Annotated in this window: 19 protein-coding genes; 13 read left to right on the forward strand and 6 right to left on the reverse strand. The window is 65.7% G+C overall.

From position 1 onward, the window contains the following. Nucleotides 1-72: 72 nt before the first annotated feature. The 3 genes from NA2_RS04735 to NA2_RS04745 all read left to right on the forward strand — a co-directional run bounded on the left by NA2_RS04735 (nucleotide 73) and on the right by NA2_RS04745 (nucleotide 2,119). The gene (locus NA2_RS04735; protein WP_008594764.1) at nucleotides 73-498 is read left to right on the forward strand and encodes an Hsp20 family protein; all 426 of its coding nucleotides are present in this window, start codon (nucleotides 73-75) and stop codon (nucleotides 496-498) included. 106 nt (nucleotides 499-604) lie between these two features. Beyond that, nucleotides 605-862, forward strand: a complete 258-nt coding sequence (locus NA2_RS04740) for a BQ00720 family protein (protein WP_008594766.1) — start codon at nucleotides 605-607, stop codon at nucleotides 860-862. A 201-nt stretch (nucleotides 863-1,063) separates the two neighbouring features. Then, nucleotides 1,064-2,119 carry a C45 family autoproteolytic acyltransferase/hydrolase gene (locus tag NA2_RS04745; protein ID WP_008594768.1) on the forward strand — a complete coding sequence of 352 codons (1,056 nt, stop codon included), beginning with the start codon at nucleotides 1,064-1,066 and terminating at the stop codon, nucleotides 2,117-2,119. A 12-nt stretch (nucleotides 2,120-2,131) separates the two neighbouring features. Here the strand turns inward: NA2_RS04745 and ptsN are convergent, their stop codons facing one another. The 6 genes from ptsN to lptC form a co-directional block, all read right to left on the reverse strand. Continuing rightward, the gene (ptsN, locus tag NA2_RS04750) at nucleotides 2,132-2,596 is read right to left on the reverse strand and encodes a PTS IIA-like nitrogen regulatory protein PtsN (protein ID WP_008594771.1); all 465 of its coding nucleotides are present in this window, start codon (nucleotides 2,594-2,596) and stop codon (nucleotides 2,132-2,134) included. A gap of 63 nt (nucleotides 2,597-2,659) precedes the next feature. Then, the gene (gene hpf / locus NA2_RS04755; protein WP_008594774.1) at nucleotides 2,660-3,235 is read right to left on the reverse strand and encodes a ribosome hibernation-promoting factor, HPF/YfiA family; all 576 of its coding nucleotides are present in this window, start codon (nucleotides 3,233-3,235) and stop codon (nucleotides 2,660-2,662) included. A 225-nt stretch (nucleotides 3,236-3,460) separates the two neighbouring features. After that, nucleotides 3,461-4,984: an RNA polymerase factor sigma-54 gene (gene rpoN / locus NA2_RS04760; protein ID WP_008594776.1), complete on the reverse strand. Its 1,524-nt coding sequence runs from the start codon at nucleotides 4,982-4,984 to the stop codon at nucleotides 3,461-3,463. A 154-nt stretch (nucleotides 4,985-5,138) separates the two neighbouring features. Next, entirely contained in the window at nucleotides 5,139-5,951 is an 813-nt protein-coding gene (gene lptB, locus NA2_RS04765) for an LPS export ABC transporter ATP-binding protein (RefSeq protein ID WP_008594778.1), read from the reverse strand. Nucleotides 5,952-5,957: 6 nt separating this feature from the next. After that, nucleotides 5,958-6,518 (reverse strand): LptA/OstA family protein, encoded by a 561-nt coding sequence (locus tag NA2_RS04770; RefSeq protein ID WP_008594780.1) that lies wholly within the window; start codon nucleotides 6,516-6,518, stop codon nucleotides 5,958-5,960. Between the two features lie 7 nt (nucleotides 6,519-6,525). Beyond that, complete coding sequence (gene lptC / locus NA2_RS04775) at nucleotides 6,526-7,239, reverse strand: LPS export ABC transporter periplasmic protein LptC (RefSeq protein WP_008594782.1); 714 nt, start codon at nucleotides 7,237-7,239, stop codon at nucleotides 6,526-6,528. A gap of 387 nt (nucleotides 7,240-7,626) precedes the next feature. Here lptC and sppA point away from each other — a divergent pair, with 387 nt between their 5' ends. The 10 genes from sppA (at nucleotide 7,627) to olsB (ending at nucleotide 17,382) form a co-directional block, all read left to right on the forward strand. Further along, nucleotides 7,627-8,580: a signal peptide peptidase SppA gene (gene sppA / locus NA2_RS04780; protein ID WP_008594784.1), complete on the forward strand. Its 954-nt coding sequence runs from the start codon at nucleotides 7,627-7,629 to the stop codon at nucleotides 8,578-8,580. 88 nt (nucleotides 8,581-8,668) lie between these two features. Continuing rightward, complete coding sequence (locus tag NA2_RS04785) at nucleotides 8,669-8,953, forward strand: integration host factor subunit beta (RefSeq protein ID WP_008594786.1); 285 nt, start codon at nucleotides 8,669-8,671, stop codon at nucleotides 8,951-8,953. A gap of 39 nt (nucleotides 8,954-8,992) precedes the next feature. Beyond that, nucleotides 8,993-9,313 carry a LapA family protein gene (locus NA2_RS04790; RefSeq protein ID WP_008594789.1) on the forward strand — a complete coding sequence of 107 codons (321 nt, stop codon included), beginning with the start codon at nucleotides 8,993-8,995 and terminating at the stop codon, nucleotides 9,311-9,313. A gap of 141 nt (nucleotides 9,314-9,454) precedes the next feature. Beyond that, nucleotides 9,455-10,423 (forward strand): bifunctional Delta(1)-pyrroline-2-carboxylate/Delta(1)-piperideine-2-carboxylate reductase, encoded by a 969-nt coding sequence (gene lhpI, locus NA2_RS04795; RefSeq protein WP_008594793.1) that lies wholly within the window; start codon nucleotides 9,455-9,457, stop codon nucleotides 10,421-10,423. A 179-nt stretch (nucleotides 10,424-10,602) separates the two neighbouring features. Then, the gene (locus NA2_RS04800) at nucleotides 10,603-11,628 is read left to right on the forward strand and encodes an RsmD family RNA methyltransferase (protein ID WP_008594795.1); all 1,026 of its coding nucleotides are present in this window, start codon (nucleotides 10,603-10,605) and stop codon (nucleotides 11,626-11,628) included. Further along, a complete protein-coding gene (locus tag NA2_RS04805; protein ID WP_040676773.1) occupies nucleotides 11,625-12,485 on the forward strand; it encodes a TrmH family RNA methyltransferase in 861 nt (286 codons plus the stop codon). The genes NA2_RS04800 and NA2_RS04805 overlap by 4 nt, the downstream gene beginning before the upstream one ends. Further along, on the forward strand, nucleotides 12,482-12,979 hold the full coding sequence (gene lspA, locus NA2_RS04810; protein ID WP_008594798.1) for a signal peptidase II: 498 nt from the start codon (nucleotides 12,482-12,484) through the stop codon (nucleotides 12,977-12,979). Before NA2_RS04805 ends, lspA begins: the two co-directional genes overlap by 4 nt. 62 nt (nucleotides 12,980-13,041) lie before the next feature. Next, entirely contained in the window at nucleotides 13,042-14,034 is a 993-nt protein-coding gene (acuI, locus tag NA2_RS04815) for an acrylyl-CoA reductase (NADPH) (RefSeq protein WP_008594801.1), read from the forward strand. A 70-nt stretch (nucleotides 14,035-14,104) separates the two neighbouring features. Next, entirely contained in the window at nucleotides 14,105-16,396 is a 2,292-nt protein-coding gene (locus NA2_RS04820; protein ID WP_008594803.1) for a PAS domain-containing hybrid sensor histidine kinase/response regulator, read from the forward strand. 98 nt (nucleotides 16,397-16,494) lie between these two features. After that, nucleotides 16,495-17,382, forward strand: coding sequence for a l-ornithine N(alpha)-acyltransferase (gene olsB / locus NA2_RS04825; protein WP_008594805.1), 888 nt, complete (start codon nucleotides 16,495-16,497; stop codon nucleotides 17,380-17,382). Nucleotides 17,383-17,425: the final 43 nt, after the last annotated feature.

Here is a 17,425-nt window from a genome sequence, read left to right on the forward strand (position 1 = left end):
ATATCAGAGAAGTCGAAGGGAATGCCGCAAGGGTTTTCTTCCATCCACGTCGCTCTTTGAGGACACACGAAAATGACGCGTATGACGCCTTTCTCGAATCCGCTCCTTCTCGGGTTCGACAGCATGGAGAAGACCCTCGAGCGGATCGCCAAATCGGGCGATGGCTACCCGCCCTACAACATTGAGCGGATCAGAGCCGTCGAGGGCCGTGGCGAGACCCTGCGTATCACGCTGGCCGTGGCAGGCTTCAGCGCCGAGGACCTGGATGTGACGACCGAGGAAAACCAGCTCGTCATCCGTGGCCGGCAGGGCGAGGAAGTCGAGCGGGAATACCTGCACCGCGGCATCGCGGCGCGCCAGTTCCAGCGCATCTTCGTGCTGGCCGAGGGCATGCGGGTGATCTCCGCCGACCTGAAGAACGGACTTCTCTCCATCGATCTCGACAGGCCGGAACCGGAACGGCTGGTACAAAAAATAAACATTTCCGTGAAAGACTAACACACTGGTCTTATTCGGGAGGAAACCGGACGGGCTGACCCGGCCGGAACCTGGGCTCTTCAGCGGGCAGGTTTCTGGATGAAACACCCGCGCTAAGGAGGCTGACATGACCGAGCACGAACGCAAGATCGCCATCACCCGGCAGCAGCTCGCCCATATCGGCGAGGGCGCCGTCGCCTACATGCGCGAAATGGATGCCGAGGATCTGCAGGGCAAGTTCCCGGGCATGCCCGACCTGACGCCGGGCACGCGCTTATGGGCGCTGTTCGCCGCCAACGGCCAGCCGATCCTGCTCGCCGATGCGCGCGACGCGGCGCTGGCCGGCGCCTTCCAGAACGATCTGGAGACGGTCAGCCTGCATTAAAGCACTTGCAACCGGGCGGGATCACCCGGCGTCCGCATGAATGCGGGAAGCGATGAACGGCTCCGGGCGCATCCCGCCGCCCGCCTCGCGCCAGAGGCTTCTGGCCGGTCAAGGTCCCGCCGCTGGACCTTGACACCGCCCGGCATCGCGGCGAGGACGGATGAACGCAAGAAGCGGCGTCATCCTGTCCGGGAGCGAGCCATGACCAGCAGCAACGCGGAATTTCCACTTCTCGACGTCCGGGGAAGCTCGCGCCGTCGCGGCGAGCAGATCGGCGCGGCCTTCGCGGATCGCATCGCGCGCACCGTCTCCATCTATCAGGCCTATTTCGCCCGGCCGGAAGCGGAGATCTTTGCTGTTGCCGACCGCTATCGCACCGGCATCGCGGCCTTCGATGGGCGGCTTTGCGATGAAATCGAAGGCATCGCCTTCGGCGCCGATGTGGATCCGCGCTGGATCTACGCGCTCAACGCGCGTAGCGAACTCCTGTCGGCGCTGTCCGCCGGCGAATGCACGGCGGTCCACTACACCGGCACGCCACATGTGGGGCAAAACTGGGACTGGGCCGAGCCGCTCGAGGCGCTGGTGGTGCTGATCCGCAGCGAGGACGAGCAGGGACGCCGTTTCCTGACCATGACCGAACCCGGCATCCTGGCGAAGATCGGCCTCAACGATGCCGGTTTCGCCGTCTGCCTGAACTTCCTGCCGACCCCCAAGCCGACACTCGGCCTGCCCTCGCACGTCCTACTGCGCGCCTTGCTGGAGGCGCGTTCATGGGAGGATGTGGAGGATGTTCTTGCCCGCGCGGGCGTCGGCCGCTCGCTCAATCTCCTGATCGCCGGCAGCGACGGGCGGGGCATCAACATAGAGTACGAGGGGGATGTCGCGCGGCGTCTGAAACCGGGCGTTCACGCCACGACGCATACCAACCATTATCTGACCTGCATCGCGCCGGTCGATCCGGAGCTTCTGGAAAACTCCTCGGCGCGCCTCTCGCGCATCCGAACGCTGACCGCGCCCGGCACGCCGGCCGGCCTTGATCGCCTCAAGGAGGTGCTGTCGGACCGGCAACATGACAAGCACGCCATCCTCGCGCCCTATGCGGACAGCACCGGCTTTCTCGGTCGTAAGGGAACGGTCTGCACCATTGCCATGGATCTGGCTGCCCGCCGCATGCACATCCGGCGCGGCAACGACCCGGCAGGGCCGTTCTCGGCGATCGATGTCATGGTCACGCAGGAGGCCATTCCGGCCTGAGCGCGAAGCCCTTCAGGCGGCGTTGGAAGCCGGCGTTTCCGCGAGGAAGCTGTGGATTGCCGCGGCATCCTTCGTGCCGCGGATCTTGGCCATCGTATCGGCGTCGCGCAGCACGCGGGCGATGCGCGAAAGGGCCTTCAAATGGTCGGCTCCGGCACCTTCCGGCGCCAGCAGCAGGAAGATCAGGTCGACCGGCTGGTCGTCGATCGCTTCGAAGTCCACCGGTGTCTCAAGCCGGGCGAAAACGCCGGTGATGCGCTCGATCCCGGGCAGTTTTCCGTGCGGAATGGCGATGCCATTGCCGACGCCCGTGGACCCAAGCCGCTCGCGCTGCAGGATCGTGTCGAAGATCTCCCGCTCGGGCAGCCCGGTAACGCTGGCCGCTTTCTCGGCCAGGAGTTGCAACAGCTGCTTTTTGGAATTCGCTTTCAAAGCCGGCACGATTGCCTTTGGCTCGATCAGATCGCTCAGATCCATGTCTATGCATCCTCTGCTCTTGTCTTACCACCGGCTTTCACCGGTGGTGACCCGGCTCGGAACCTATGCGTGCGCTACCGCGGAAGGGTCGATCCAGCCGATATTGCCGTCGGCGCGTCGGTAAACGATGTTCACCTCGTTGTTGGCCGCATTGCGAAAGACAAAAACCGGATTGTCCTTGGTATCGAGTTCCATGACCGCGGAGGCGACGGACATCGTGCTGAGGGCCATGGTCGATTCGGCGACCACGGTCGGCGCGTAATCCTCGGGCACCTCGTCCTCGTCGTCGGCAACCGCCGCCATGACGCGGTAGGCGATGTCCATCGGGTTGGCGCCCTGGCCGGGGCTGTGCGACTTCAGCCGGCGCTTGTAGCGGCGCAGCCGCTTCTCGATCCGCTCTGCGGCGGCGTCGAATGCGAACTGCGGATCCTGTGCCTCGCCGGTCCCCTGCAGCACCATCCCGGTGTCGAGATGGACCATGCAATCGGCGGAATAACGGGATCCTGCCTTCTCTACGGTAACGCGGCCGGCAAACCCGCCATCGAAATACTTGTCGACGGCCTCACCGATCCGCTCCTCGATGCGCGAGCGAAACGTCTCGCCGATGTCCATGTGCTTCCCGGAAATGCGTAAGCTCATCTGAAAACAGACCTTTCCTGATCAGACATCGAACGGTGTGAGTTTATACGTGTGGCTTGCATGTACAAGGTGCCGCGGCGGATTGTGATGTTCGTTTCGGCCGCGTTTTCCTTTTCCGATGTTCAGCGCCAGCGACCCCTGTTCGGGCCCGTTTCGGCTCAAAGCCTTATGCCGGCGGGCTTCTAGTGAGTTCGGCTGTGCTTGTCAATCGACAGGCCGGCCGGATCACGCGGCGCTGCGTCCGCCACGCGCGGCTGCGGCCAGCATCTTCTTCTCGCGGCGGCGTTGCACCGACGACGGAATGTTGAGTGCTTCCCGGTACTTGGCGACGGTGCGCCGGGCAATGTCGATGCCTTCCCCACGCAACATATCCACAAGCGCATCATCCGAAAGGACGGCGTCAGGCCGCTCCTCGTCGATCAGCTGGCGGATGCGCCCGCGCACCGCCTCCGAGGAGTGCGCGTCGCCGCCCGACGCCGAGGCCAGGGCCGACGAGAAGAAGTAGCGCAGCTCGAACGTACCGCGCGGCGTCATCACGTATTTGTTGACCGTCACCCGGCTGACGGTGGATTCGTGCATGCCGATGGCGTCCGCCACGGTGCGCAGGTTGAGCGGCCGCAGATGGCTGACGCCGCCGACCAGGAACGCGTCCTGCTGCCGGACGATTTCCGAGGCCACCTTGAGGATCGTCTTGGCCCGCTGGTCGAGGCTGCGCGCCAGCCAGTTGGCGTTCTGCAGGCACTCGGTCAGGAAATGCCGGTCGTCGTCGCGCGTCTGCGTCGAAACCCGCGCGTAATAGGCTTCGTTCACCAGCACACGGGGGAGGGTCTCCGGGTTCAGTTCGACAGACCAGCCGCCGTCGCTCGCCGCCTTGACGATCACATCGGGCACGACCGGATCGGCGGTGCCGGTGGAGAAGGCCATGCCGGGCTTGGGGTCCAGCGTGCGGATCTCCGCAAGCATGTCGGCCAGATCCTCCGCGTCGACGCCGCACAGCCTCCCGAGCGCCTGGAAGTCGCGTTTCGCCAGGAGGTCGAGATTGTCGACCATCGCCCGCATCGCCGGGTCGTACCGGTCGCGCGCGATGAGCTGCAGCGCGAGGCACTCGGCCAGATTGCGGGCGAACAGTCCGGGCGGGTCGAGGGTCTGGCAGGTCGCCAGAACGGCGTCCATCTGGGGCCGCGCGGCGCCGATGCGCTCTGCGATCTCGTCGAGATCTGCCAGCATGTAGCCGGCCTCGTCCAGCCCCTCCGCCAGTTCGTGCGCGATCAGAACCTGCGCCGGGTCGGTGAAAGCCAGCGCGATCTGCTCGTTGACATGGTCGCGCAGCGTGCGGGCCGCGGCCGTCGTGTCCTCGAGGTCATAGGAACCGCCGCCCGCGGCCTGCAGGCCGTTGCCGCCGGCGGATTTCCACTGCGCGGAAAGATCGGGGCCGATCCGATCATGGGTTCCCGGATCGTCGGGAAAGAGATTCTCCAGGGAGGCGTCGAGCTTGCCGGAGATGGCTTCGGCGGTATTGTCCGCCGGGCTATCGTTTCCCGTCTTTCCGGTGGCTTCCTGCTCGCGCCATTCGCCGGCCCGGTCGCCGTCTTCCTGCCGTTCGAGGAGCGGATTGCGCTCGATCTCGCTGTCGAGGAAATGCGTCAGCTCCAGATGCGTCATCTGCAGCAGCCGGATCGACTGCAGCAATTGCGGCGTCATGACCAGCGATTGCGTCTGACGCAGGTGGAGTTTCGGCGCAAGCACCATCGGCGAAAAGGCCCCTTTCATCCGGCGGGCAATGCCGGAACAGGGCTGGATTCAATTGGCCCGACTTTTGCTTGTCAAGCGCTATGGGAGAAAACCGTTACCGCCGCCTGCTGCAGGCGACTGGCCGTAGGGGCCAGCCGGGCGCCGCTTTTGCCTAAAGGGTAAAACCTTCGCCCAGGTAGAGACGGCGCACATCGGCATTGCCGACGATGTCGTTGGGCCGGCCATGGGTCAGCACCTGGCCGGCATGGATGATGTAGGCGCGGTCGATCAGACCGAGCGTCTCGCGCACATTGTGGTCGGTGATCAGGACGCCGATGCCGCGCGCCGTGAGATGCCGCACCAGCTGCTGGATGTCGGTGACGGCGATCGGGTCGATGCCTGCGAACGGCTCGTCGAGCAGCATGAAGTTTGGCCGGCTGGCAAGGGCCCGGGCGATCTCCAGCCGCCGCCGCTCGCCGCCCGAAAGCGCCACCGAGGGCGACTTGCGCAAATGGCTGATGTTGAACTCCTCGAGCAGGGAATCGAGGTTCTTCTCGCGCTCCTTGCGGCTCGGCTCCACCACTTCGAGGATGGCGCGGATGTTCTGCTCGACGCTCAGGCCGCGAAAGATCGACGCCTCCTGCGGCAGATAGCCGATGCCCAGCCGCGCGCGGCGATACATCGGCATCGACGTCACGTCATGGCCGTCGATGTGGATCGTGCCCTGGTCGACCGGCACCAGGCCGGTGACCATGTAGAAGCATGTGGTCTTGCCGGCGCCGTTGGGACCCAGGAGGCCGACGGCCTCGCCGGCGCGCACGCCGATCGAGACGCCGCTGACCACCTGACGGCCCTTGTAGGCCTTGGTCAGGCCGCGCGCGATGAGCGTGCCCTTGTAGGTGCGGCCATTGCCGTTTGCCGTGCCGTTGGCCGGGTTCTCGGCCGCCGGCTTTGCGGTCGGCTGCTTGCGTTTTCTGGAAATCAAGGCCGCTTACCGATTGTTCTGGGAGCCTGGGGTCAGCAGCATCTTGACGCGCCCGCCGGAACCGCCGCCCTTGCACCCGTCGAGCTTCGCCAGCCCGCTCTTCATCTGCACGGTCAGCTTGCAGCCGACGATCACGTTCTCGCCCTCCGAAAGGACGACTTCCTTGCCGGAAAGCTCGAGGACCTCGGTCTTCATGTTGAAGGTCCCGCGGTCGCCGGTCGCCACCTGCTTCTCGGACTTGAGATAGACGTTGCCCGCCACTTCCAGCCGGTCGATATTGGCGCTGCCGGTGGCTGCCGAGCCGCCGTCCTTGAGGTAGTAGACGGTCATCGTGCCGGCCTTCAGCAGGGTCGCCCCCTGCACCACGGAGACATTGCCGGAGAACACGGCGACGCTCTCCCCTTCGCGCACTTCCAGTCTCTCGCTCTCGATCTGGATGGGCTGGTCTCCGGAAAGCTGCAGGCCGGTCAGGCGACTCTGCGCGTCCTGGGCAAGGGCTGCTGCCGGAAGGCCGGCCAGAAGGCCCAGTCCGAGAAGCGCCCGGGAGAGCTGGTTGATGCGCATCATATTCCCCTTAATTGCCCTGATTGGCAGACCGCGCGGTCTGTCGGACCTGCGACGGATCGATGGTCACACGCACGCGCTTGTCGAAAACGAACACTTTTCCACCTTCGCTTGCGGCGAATGAATCGGCTGCAATGCGCGTCCCGTCAAGTTCGATCTCCACCGGCTTCGACGATTCGAGGCTGCTGCCCTCGATGTCGATCTGCGCCGACTGAAGGATGGCTGTGATGCCGGAGGTGGTTTTCAGGGAGATGGGGCTGTCGATGTCGAGGCGGTTCTCGCCACGGTTGTAGACCCCGTCCGCCGCCTCGATGGTGGCGAAGGTCTCCTTGTCCACCGGCACATGCGCGCGGATGCCCTCGAGCTCGATGATGTCCTGGCCGCCGATCTTCTGCCGTGCGCGCTCGGCGGTCATCTTGTAGGGCAGGTCGTCGTTGGTGAAACCGTTCAGCTCCGGGCTGGACATGACGAGCGAGCCCCCCTCGATCGAGGCGGAAGCAAGATCGACCGCGCCGCGCGGCGCCGATGCGAAGAAGGAATACCCGACGAAAGCGATGCTGATGACGGCCGCCAATGCCGGCAGCAGGAATTTCAGGAGCCGCACGCGGTCCGAGTGGCGCGCGGCGCGCGCAAAGGCGGCGTCGTCGCGCTCGCTACCACGGATCGCCTGGCTTCGGGCGTCGTCGCCGCGCCCCTGGGCATCACCGGTGACTGGATGGCTCATACTGCAGTTCCGCTCATTCGGGGCCGGGCACCATGGCGAGGCCAGATCAAACATGCGATGAGCGCCATCGGCGTCGCTGCCGGTTCGAAAACACGAAGCCCATGGCGTCAGCAAGCGTTCGCCGACGATAAACCTGGTATGCGTGGCGGGAAAATTCCAGACCCTCAGTACGCCATCGCTGTTTGATTTTCACCCCAATATGGCTATTTTTTGATTAACGACAATGATTTAGGCGCGGTTTGCCGCGCTTTGGCGCGCATTTCGTGCATTTCATGCAACCTGGGCCTGCCGGACCGGATTCTTGCACAAAGGCGGTAGCCCCTAAATGCCGTTTCGACTACAAGGCGCTGGTCCACAATCATCATTCCCGTTGCAAGCGAGGCGGATATGTCCATTCGAGCGGATGACCTGATCGACCGGCGACGTCTCAGGCGAAAGCTGACCTTCTGGCGCGTCGTCGCGCTGGCGGTGATCGTGCTCGCCATCGCCTTCGCGACGCAGCGTCTGCTGGGCGGCTCGGTCGATGTCTCGTCGGACCACATCGCTCAGGTGAAGATCACCGGCACGATCCTCGAGGACGACGCATTGCTGGAGCGGCTCGACCGCATCCGCAAGGCGCCTTCGGTGAAGGGCCTGATCGTCACGATCGATTCGCCCGGCGGGACCACCGCCGGCGGCGAGGCGATCTATGAGGAAATCCGCCGCGTCGCGGCCGAAAAGCCGGTGGTGGCGCAGGTGGGCACGCTCGCTGCCTCCGCTGGCTATATGATCGCCAGCGCGGCCGACCACATCGTCGCCCGCCAGTCGTCCATCGTCGGTTCCATCGGCGTCCTGTTCCAGTTCCCCGATGTCACCGGCCTGATGGACAAGCTCGGCATCAAGCTGGAAGAGGTGAAGTCGTCGCCCATGAAGGCGGAGCCTTCGCCGTTCAACCCGACGACGGAGGAGGAGCGCGCCATGATCCGCTCGATGATCCTCGACAGCTATGACTGGTTCGTCGATCTGGTCGCGGAGCGGCGTCCCCTGTCGCGCGAGGAAGTGCTGAAGCTGGCCGACGGCGCGGTCTACACCGGACGTCAGGCGGCGACACGCAAGCTGGTCGATGAACTGGGCGGCGAGCGCGAGGCGAAGGCCTGGCTGGTGTCGAAGGGCGTCAGCGACAGGCTGGAAATCGTCGAATGGAAGGAAAGCCAGATCGGCGGCGGCTTCTTCCTCCCCGAGATGGCGTCGCGCCTTTTCGGTTCCCCGCTGAACGCCGCCGACATCCTTCGCGAACTCGGCGCGGATCGCATGTTCCTTGACGGTCTGCTATCGGTCTGGCAACCTGAAAATAACAATTAGCCTGACTGAAAAACCAAGCAAAATCATCCAAGTGCCAGGCAATCAGGGCGACGGGAACAAGTCCAATCCAGCGGCGGAAACAGAATCCATGATCAAGTCGGAACTCGTGCAGACAATCGCCAACCGCAATCCGCATCTCTATCTCCGTGACGTGGAAAACATCGTCAACGCGATCTTCGAGGAGATCTCGGATGCGTTAGCGGACGGCAATCGTGTCGAACTGAGGGGATTCGGCGCCTTTTCGGTCAAGAACCGCCCGGCTCGCGTCGGGCGCAACCCGCGCACCGGTGAATCGGTCGAGGTCGAGGAGAAGTGGGTGCCGTTCTTCAAGACCGGCAAGGAATTGCGCGAGCGGCTCAACCTCGAGAAATAGCATCCCTGCGGGGATGACCAATCCAGCAATGGACGCCCAATGGCCAATCGCATTCTTCTTGTCGTCGTTCTCGTGCCGCTGGCCGTGATCATCATCGCCCTGGCGGTCGCCAACCGGGGCGCCGCGCCTTTCACGCTCGATCCCTTCAATCCCGGCAATCCGCTTCTCACCATCGAGTGGCCGCTGTTCATCTATCTTTTCGCCGCGCTCGGTCTGGGCATCGTCATCGGCAGCATGGCCACCTGGCTGCGCCAGGGGCGCTACCGGCGCATCGCGCGCGAACGGAAGAAGGAAGTCGACAAGCTGCGCGAAGCGCCCGCCCGCGCCGGCGGCATGCCGCAACTGCCGCATTCTTCCTGATGCATGTCGCTTTCAAATGAATTCATTTGAAAGACAACGAACGTGCATCATTTCAAAGTGTTACAGCGCCGGCGAACCGCCCGGCGTTTCCATGAAGCGATCATTCCGGTCAAAGATCCCCCAGAACGATAGAGGTTACTGATGCTGAATATCTCGGCGGCCCAGGTCGATGCCTGTCTGACTTCGGCGGATCTGGTCGAAACGCTGCGCACGGCCTTCCGCAAGGGCGCGGTGCAGCCCGTGCGGCATCATCATACGGTTGAACGGCCTGAAGGCAGCGATTCGACGCTGCTCCTGATGCCCGCCTGGAGCGACTTCTCCACCGTCTCGAGCGGGGAGAACGGCTATGTCGGCGTCAAGATCGCGACGGTTTCGCCGGACAACAACGCCATCGGCAAGCCGGCGGTGATGGCGGTCTATCTGCTGATGAACGGCCAGACGGGCGAGCCGCTGGCGTTGATCGATGGCCAGAGCCTGACGGTCTGGCGCACAGCCTGCGCTTCGGGGCTCGCCGCCTCGTATCTGGCGCGCGAGGACGCCTCGCGGCTGCTGATCGTCGGCGCCGGCGCGCTGGCGCCGCTGCTCGCGCGCGCCCATTCCGCGGTTCGTCCCATCCGCACCGTCCGCATCTGGAACCGTTCTCCGGAGAATGCGGTCAAGGTCGCGGCGGCGCTGCGCGACGAAGGCATGGATGCCGCAGCCGTGGACGATCTCGACCGGGCGGTCGCGGAGGCCGACATCGTTTCCTGCGCCACCTTGTCCTCGACGCCGCTGGTGCGCGGCGCCGTCCTGAAGCCCGGAACGCATGTGGACCTCATCGGCGCCTTCACGCCGACGATGCGCGAGAGCGATGACGAGGCCGTCGCCCGCGCGGCCGTGTTCGTCGATACGCGCGCCGCGGCGGTCAAGGAAGCGGGCGACATCGTGCAGGCACTCAAGTCGGGTGCGCTGAAGGAAGAGGATATCAGGGGCGATCTCTACGAGCTGACGCGCGGCGAGAAGCCGGGCCGCAAAAGCGCGGACGAGATCACGCTGTTCAAGTCGGTCGGGGCGGCGATCGAGGATCTGGCGGCCGGCATCGCCGTTTACGAGCGGTGCAGCCGCACGTGAGGCGTGTTGCCTGCCGGCGTGGCCTGTGGCAGAAGCGCGGGCGATGACACCGGATTGGCTATGGCGTTTTGCAGTCAGGTGGAATCACCTGACGTCTGCATAAACGCGGAAAAACAACGAGATTGACCCGTTCAGCGTTTCCGTGAACGGTGGACGGGTCTAGGACCCCGGAGACCCGATTGAAGCCTGCGCGCGCCAAGCACCGGAATGACCGGCGCGAACCCCGAAGATCGCCGGAGCCGCGCGAGAAGCCGCAGCGGCAGGCCGAGCAGAGCGCGCGCCCGGCGCCGCCGCGCCGTGCCGGAAAGCTGCCCGACGAGCGCCTTCCGGTCATTCTCGAAGTGCTGCCCAATGAGGACTATGCGCTGATCGATTCCGGCGCGGGGCGCAAGCTGGAGCAGTACGGTCCCTATCGCATCGTCCGGCCCGAGGGCCAGGCCATCTGGCAGCCGGCGCTGGGCCCGCTCGAATGGAACGAAGCGGATGCCGTCTTCACCGGCGACACGGACGAGGAAGGCATGGGCCGCTGGCGCTTCCCGCGCGAACCGCTCGGCGAAACCTGGCCGATGCGCCATGACGGGATCGACTATCTCGGCCGCTTCACCTCTTTCCGCCATGTCGGGGTTTTCCCAGAGCAGGCGACGCACTGGTCGCATATGGAAACGCTGGTGCGCGGGGCGGGGCGCCCCGTCAAGGTCCTGAACCTGTTTGGCTATACCGGTCTTGCCTCGCTCGTCGCGGCGCGCGCCGGCGCCGAGGTGACTCATGTGGACGCGTCGAAGAAGGCGATCGGCTGGGCGCGCGAGAACCAGGAGATGGCCGGCCTTTCGGACAGGCCGATCCGCTGGATCTGCGAGGATGCGGTAAAATTCGCCGAGCGCGAGGAACGGCGCGGCAATGCCTATGACATCGTCCTGTTCGACCCGCCGGCCTACGGGCGTGGACCCAAGGGCGAGGTCTGGCAGCTGTTCGAAGACCTGCCCTATCTGGCAAATCTCTGCCGCTCGATCCTGACGCCGAAGCCGCTGGCCGTGGTGCTCACCGCCTATTCCATCCGGGCGTCCTTTTTCGCCATCCACGCGCTGATGCGCGACACCTTCGCCGGCATGGGCGGCTGCGTGGAATCGGGCGAGCTGGTGATCCGCGAGCAGTCGGCGGGCCGCGCGCTGTCGACCTCCCTGTTCTCGCGCTGGGTGGCCACATGAGCGGGCATGAAAGAGAGCGGCGGGCGCCGGGGCAGGTGAAGGAAGTCACCAGCCTGACCAATCCGATCATCAAGGATATCCGCGCCCTGGCGCTGAAGAAATTCCGCGACCGTGAGCATCTCTTCATGACCGAGGGTCTGAAGCTGGTCATCGATGCCTTCGAGGCCGGCTGGACGATCCGCACGCTGCTCTACGCCAAGGCCGGCCGCGGCAACGACGCGGTGGAAAGGTTGGCCGCCCGCACCGTCGCCGCCGGCGGCCTGGTGCTCGTGGTCAGCGAGAAAGTTCTTTCGGCGGTGACTCGGCGCGACAACCCGCAGATGGTCGTCGGCGTGTTCGAGCAGAAGACGCTCCCGCTCGACGCGGTCAGGCCGGCTGACGCCGATGTCTGGGTGGCGCTCGACCGGGTGCGCGATCCCGGCAATCTCGGAACCATCCTGCGCACCGCCGATGCGGTGGGCGCCAAGGGCGTCATCCTCGTCGGTGACTGCACGGACTCGTTCTCCATCGAGACGGTGCGCGCCACGATGGGCTCGATCTTCGCCGTGCCGATCGTCCGCGCCAGTCCGGAGGCGTTCCTCGCCTGGCGGCGCGGCTATGCGGGGCGCATGGTCGGCACGCATCTCGAAGGCTCGGTCGATTACCGCACGGTCGATTACCGCAAGGGGCCGACCCTGCTGATGATGGGCAACGAGCAGCAGGGCCTGCCCGAAAACCTGGCGTCGGCCTGCGACACGCTGGTGCGCATCCCGCAGGCCGGGCGCGCCGATTCGCTCAACCTGGCGGTCGCCACCGGCGTGATGCTCTACGAGATTCGCCGCCACGCACTGCCGCTCGAAGACAGGAGCAAGGCATGAACCCGCGCGCCATCGCGCTCTACGGTCTCCTGACGCTGGCCTTCGCGCTGGCCGACCAGCTCGTCAAGGAACTGGTCGAGACGACGCTGCCGCTGCACGAGAAGATCGACGTCCTGCCCTTCCTGGCGCTGCTCCACGCGCGCAACACCGGCATCGCCTTCTCGATGTTCTCCGGCATGAGCGGCACCGGCCTGAGCATCGTCATGGCGGGGGTGATCGTTTTCATCGGCTATCTGGCGATGCGCACGGGCGCCGCGCAGCACTGGGCCAGGCTCGGCTTCGCGCTCATCCTGGGCGGCGCCTTTGGCAACCTGATCGACCGGCTGACCAACGGCTACGTGACCGACTACATCTACTTCCACACGCCGGTCTGGTCCTTCGCCATCTTCAACCTGGCGGACGCCTTCATCACGGTCGGCGCGGGGCTGGTGATCCTCGACGAGCTGCTCGACTGGCGGCGCGCCCGCGCCGCGCGCGGCAAGCAGACGGATTGACCGCGCGCCGCCATCGCCGCAAAGTCCGTCCGGTATCATTCAACGGCAAGCCGAGGTAAGCGATGACGGATAGGTTTCAGGCGGTTCTGATTTCGCGCGACGAGGACAAGAACCAGTCCGTCGACATGGTCGAGCTGACCGAGGACGACCTGATGGAGGGCGATGTCACCGTTGCCGTCGAGGCCACCACGGTGAACTACAAGGACGGGCTCGCCATCACCGGAAAGGCGCCCGTCGTCCGCCGCTTCCCGCTGGTTCCGGGCATCGACTTCGCCGGCACGGTCACCCGCACCAGCCATGCGGGCTGGAAGGAAGGCGACAGGGTCATCCTCAATGGCTGGGGCGTCGGCGAGACCCATTACGGCGCCTATGCGGCCCGCGCCCGGGTCAATGGCGACTGGCTGGTGCCGCTGCCCGAGGGCATGAGCGCGCGCGATGCAATGGCGGTCGGCACGGCGGGCTACACGGCCATGCTGTGCGTCATGGCGCTCGAGCGCCACGGCATTACGTCGGCACGCGGACCCGTCGTGGTCACCGGAGCCGCCGGCGGCGTCGGCTCCGTGGCGGTGGCCCTGCTCGCCGGCCTCGGCCATCACGTCATCGCCTCGACCGGCCGTCCCGCCGAGGCCGACTATCTGAAGGGGCTGGGCGCGGCCGAGATCATCGCCCGCGACGAGCTGTCCGGTCCGGCGAAGCCGCTCGGCAAGGAGCGCTGGGCGGGCGGCGTCGACGCGGTGGGCAGCCACACGCTGGCGAACGTGCTGTCGATGACCTCCTATGGCGGGGCTGTGGCGGCCTGCGGCCTGGCGCAGGGCATGGACCTGCCGGCGAGCGTCGCCCCGTTCATCCTGCGCGGCGTCTCGCTGCTCGGCGTCGATTCCGTCATGGCGCCGAAGGAACTGCGGCTGGAGGCCTGGCGTCGGATCGCCACGGAACTCGACCATGCCAAGCTCGCGGCCCTGTCTACGCTCGTGCCCTTCGGGGACGTCATTTCCGCTGCGGCCGACATCGTGGAAGGCAGGATTCGCGGCCGCGTCGTGGTCGAGATGCCCTGAGTGGCGGGTCGTTAAAATTGTAGAGACCCGCCAAAAGCTTCTGTAATTCTCGTCCGTTATCGTCTTCGTCATGAACGGGGCGGAACACCAACTTCTGGAAACGGACGGCGATACGGCTGCGCCAAAGGCGCATCGGAGCGAACGGCTGCGCATCGATCCGCCGGCGCTGGTGCCGCAGCTCGTCCGCCCGCCGCGCCGCTACGCCGAAATGATCGTCGGGATCGCGGTCATGCTGATCGCGGGTCTTGCCCATCTGACGGGCGCTGCCCCGCTGATCAGCCTGTTTCTGGCGGCGCTTGGCGCCATCGGCCTGGCCATCGCGCTGCACACGGCGGCCGCCGACGAACACCTCGTGACCACGCTCGCCCGCAAGGAAGCGGACAGCCGGGGCGAGCTGGAAGACCTCGCCGACCGCATGTGGGAGCTGCGCGAGAGCGAGGAGCGCTTTCACGGTCTGGTCGATGCGCTCGGCGACCTGATCGTCCACCGCGACCGCAACGGGCGCATCGTCTATGTGAACCGGATCTTCGCCGAACTTCTCGACCGCGAATCCGACACGCTCATCGGCCGCACGCTCAGCCAGCTCGGCATCGATATCGGCCTGGTGCCGGATGCGGCCTTCTCGGGCGGCGAGTGTTTGAGTTCTACGGATGTGGCGATCCACACCCGTAACGGCATGCGCTGGTATTCCTGGATCGAGCATTCCGTGCGCGACGAGAAGGCGGGTTCCGTTTCGCATCGCGCCATTGCCCGCGACATCACCGCCCGCAAGCGCGCCGAAACGGCGCTGATCAACGCCCGCGAACGCGCCGAGCAGGCAAGCCGCGCCAAATCCAGTTTTCTCGCCACTGTCAGCCACGAGATCCGCACGCCCATGAACGGCATCATGGGGATGGCGACATTGCTGGCGGACACCAACCTGACCGCCGAGCAGCGCACCTATGTCGGCGCGGTCTCGACCTCGGCGAGCGCGCTGGTGGCGCTGATCGAGGACCTGCTCGACTATTCGAAGATCGAGGCGGGACGCCTCGAGCTCGAGCAGCAGCAGATATCCGTGCACGACATGGCCGAGAACGTGGTGGAGCTGCTGGCGGCGCGCGCCTTCGCCAAGAACATCGGCCTCGGCTGCTATATCGCGCCCGACGTGCCGTCGACGATCACCGCCGATCCGGGCCGCTTGCGCCAGGTTCTGATGAACCTTCTGGGCAATGCGGTCAAGTTCACGGATGCGGGCGGTGTTGCCGTGTCGCTGACGCGCGGCGAGAAGAACGGCGCACCCGCGCTGCGCATCGCCGTTGCCGATTCGGGGCCGGGCCTCGAGAAGGAAGACATCACCCGCATCTTCAAGGATTTCGAGCAGGTGGACGGCAGTTCCACCCGCCGCCACGGCGGCGCCGGACTCGGCCTCGCCATCACCAAGCGCATCGTCGATGCCATGCAGGGATCGATCACCGTGGCCAGCACGCCCGGCGAGGGATCCGAGTTCGCCGTCCTGTTGCCGCTCGAAAGCGCGCCGGAGCGCGCCGTGGTCGAGCCGATCCTCGCCCATGTGAACGCCGTCATCCTGTCGCCGCACGTGGAGGAGGCCGAGACCATCGCCATGACCATCCGTGTTTATGGCGGGCGCGCGGCGATCGCCGCCAATGCCGAGGACGCGGCGCGCCTGGCGGAGGAAGCAGGCAGGCCGTTCGACACGATGCTGATCGATGCGGCGCTCGAGAGCGACGATGGCAGCCTGATTGCGCGCCTGCATCAGTCCGGCGTCAGCGCGGGCCGCGCCCTGACGCTGATCACGCCGTCGGAGCGCGGTCGCCTCGCCGCGTTTCGCGCCAGCGGCTACGGCGCCTTCCTGGCGCGCCCGGTGCGCGGCAAGACCCTGCTGCGGCAGCTTCTGAGCGAACATGGCGAGATCGCGCTTCCGGTGGTCGGAGCGGACAAGGCCGGATCGGTCCCGGAAGCTCCGCCGGTGCAGGACAAGGCGGGGCTTCGGGTGCTGGTCGCCGAGGACAACGAGATCAACGCGATGCTGGCGCGCGCCGCGCTCACCAAGGGCGGGCACAGGGTCGATCTGGTATCGAACGGGCGTGCGGCCGTGGAAGCGGTGAGCGATGCCGGCCATCGCTACGACGTGGTGCTGATGGATCTGCACATGCCCGTGATGGATGGGCTGGACGCGATCAACGCCATCCGCCGGCATGAGGAGGAGACAGGCCTCGCCCCCGTTCCGATCCTCGTCCTGTCCGCCGACGGCCAGGAAAAGACCCGGCACGGCGTTCTCGCGCACGGCGCGAACGGCTTCGTCACCAAGCCGCTCGACCCGGACAAGCTTCTCTCCGCGCTGGAGATGCACGCGGCCGGTTGAGCCGGCAGTTGCCGCTCGGGACCGGCGCCTGTAGTGTCATAGTTCTGTCGCAACAGGCCACTATTCCAGCGGCAGTTTGATGCGGAGGAGAATCAGCAATGCAAGGCATGGCGCTGAACGGTACCGCCTTCCTCGAAGATGTCGGCCAGCCGCCGCTTTCCGGCAATCCCGGCGAAATCGCCGAGGATGGTCTGCTGGGGCGCATCGGCCCGCTGCAGGTGCGGCTGGCGCGTGACGAACGCGAGATCGCCGCGGCCCAGACGATTCGCTTCCGCGTGTTCTACGACGAGATGGGCGCGCGCCCCTCGGGCGAGGCCGCGCTGCAGGATCGTGATTCGGACGGTTTCGACAGCGTCTGCGACCATCTTCTCGTGATCGACAGCACGCTTCCCGGCGACGATATGGACCGCATCGTCGGCACCTACCGCCTGCTGACGCCGGAAGGGGCCGGCCGGATGGGGCGCTTCTATTCCCAGGATGAATTCGCCATCGAGGGCCTGATGGCCAGGCATGCCGGACGGCGGTTCCTCGAACTCGGGCGCTCCTGCGTCCTGCCGCCCTACCGCACCAAGCGGACCATCGAATTGCTCTGGCAGGGAATCTGGGCGTATTGCCGTCGGATGCGTATCGACGTGATGATGGGCTGCGCTTCTTTCCCCGGAATTGTGCCGGCGGCGCATGCGGAGGCCCTGTCGTTTCTGGGCCATTTCTGCCAGGCCGAGGGCGACTGGCACGTGCGCGCGGTCGCCAGTCGCTTCGCGCCCATGGACCTGATGCCGAAGGAGGCGGTCCAGGCGCGCTCGGCCCTCACGGCCATGCCCCCGCTGGTGAAAGGCTATCTGCGGCTCGGCGCGCGCTTCGGCGAGGGCTGCGTGATCGACCACGACTTCGGCACCACGGATGTGTTCGTCGTGCTTCCGGTGGAGGCGATCTCGGATCGCTATATCAACTATTACGGTGCTGACGCGCAGCGCTTCGCTGCGTGATCAGCCTCCTTCTCCCCGCCTGCGGGGAGAAGATGCCGGCAGG

Source organism: Nitratireductor pacificus pht-3B (assembly GCF_000300335.1).
Taxonomy (GTDB): Bacteria; Pseudomonadota; Alphaproteobacteria; order Rhizobiales; family Rhizobiaceae; genus Nitratireductor; species Nitratireductor pacificus.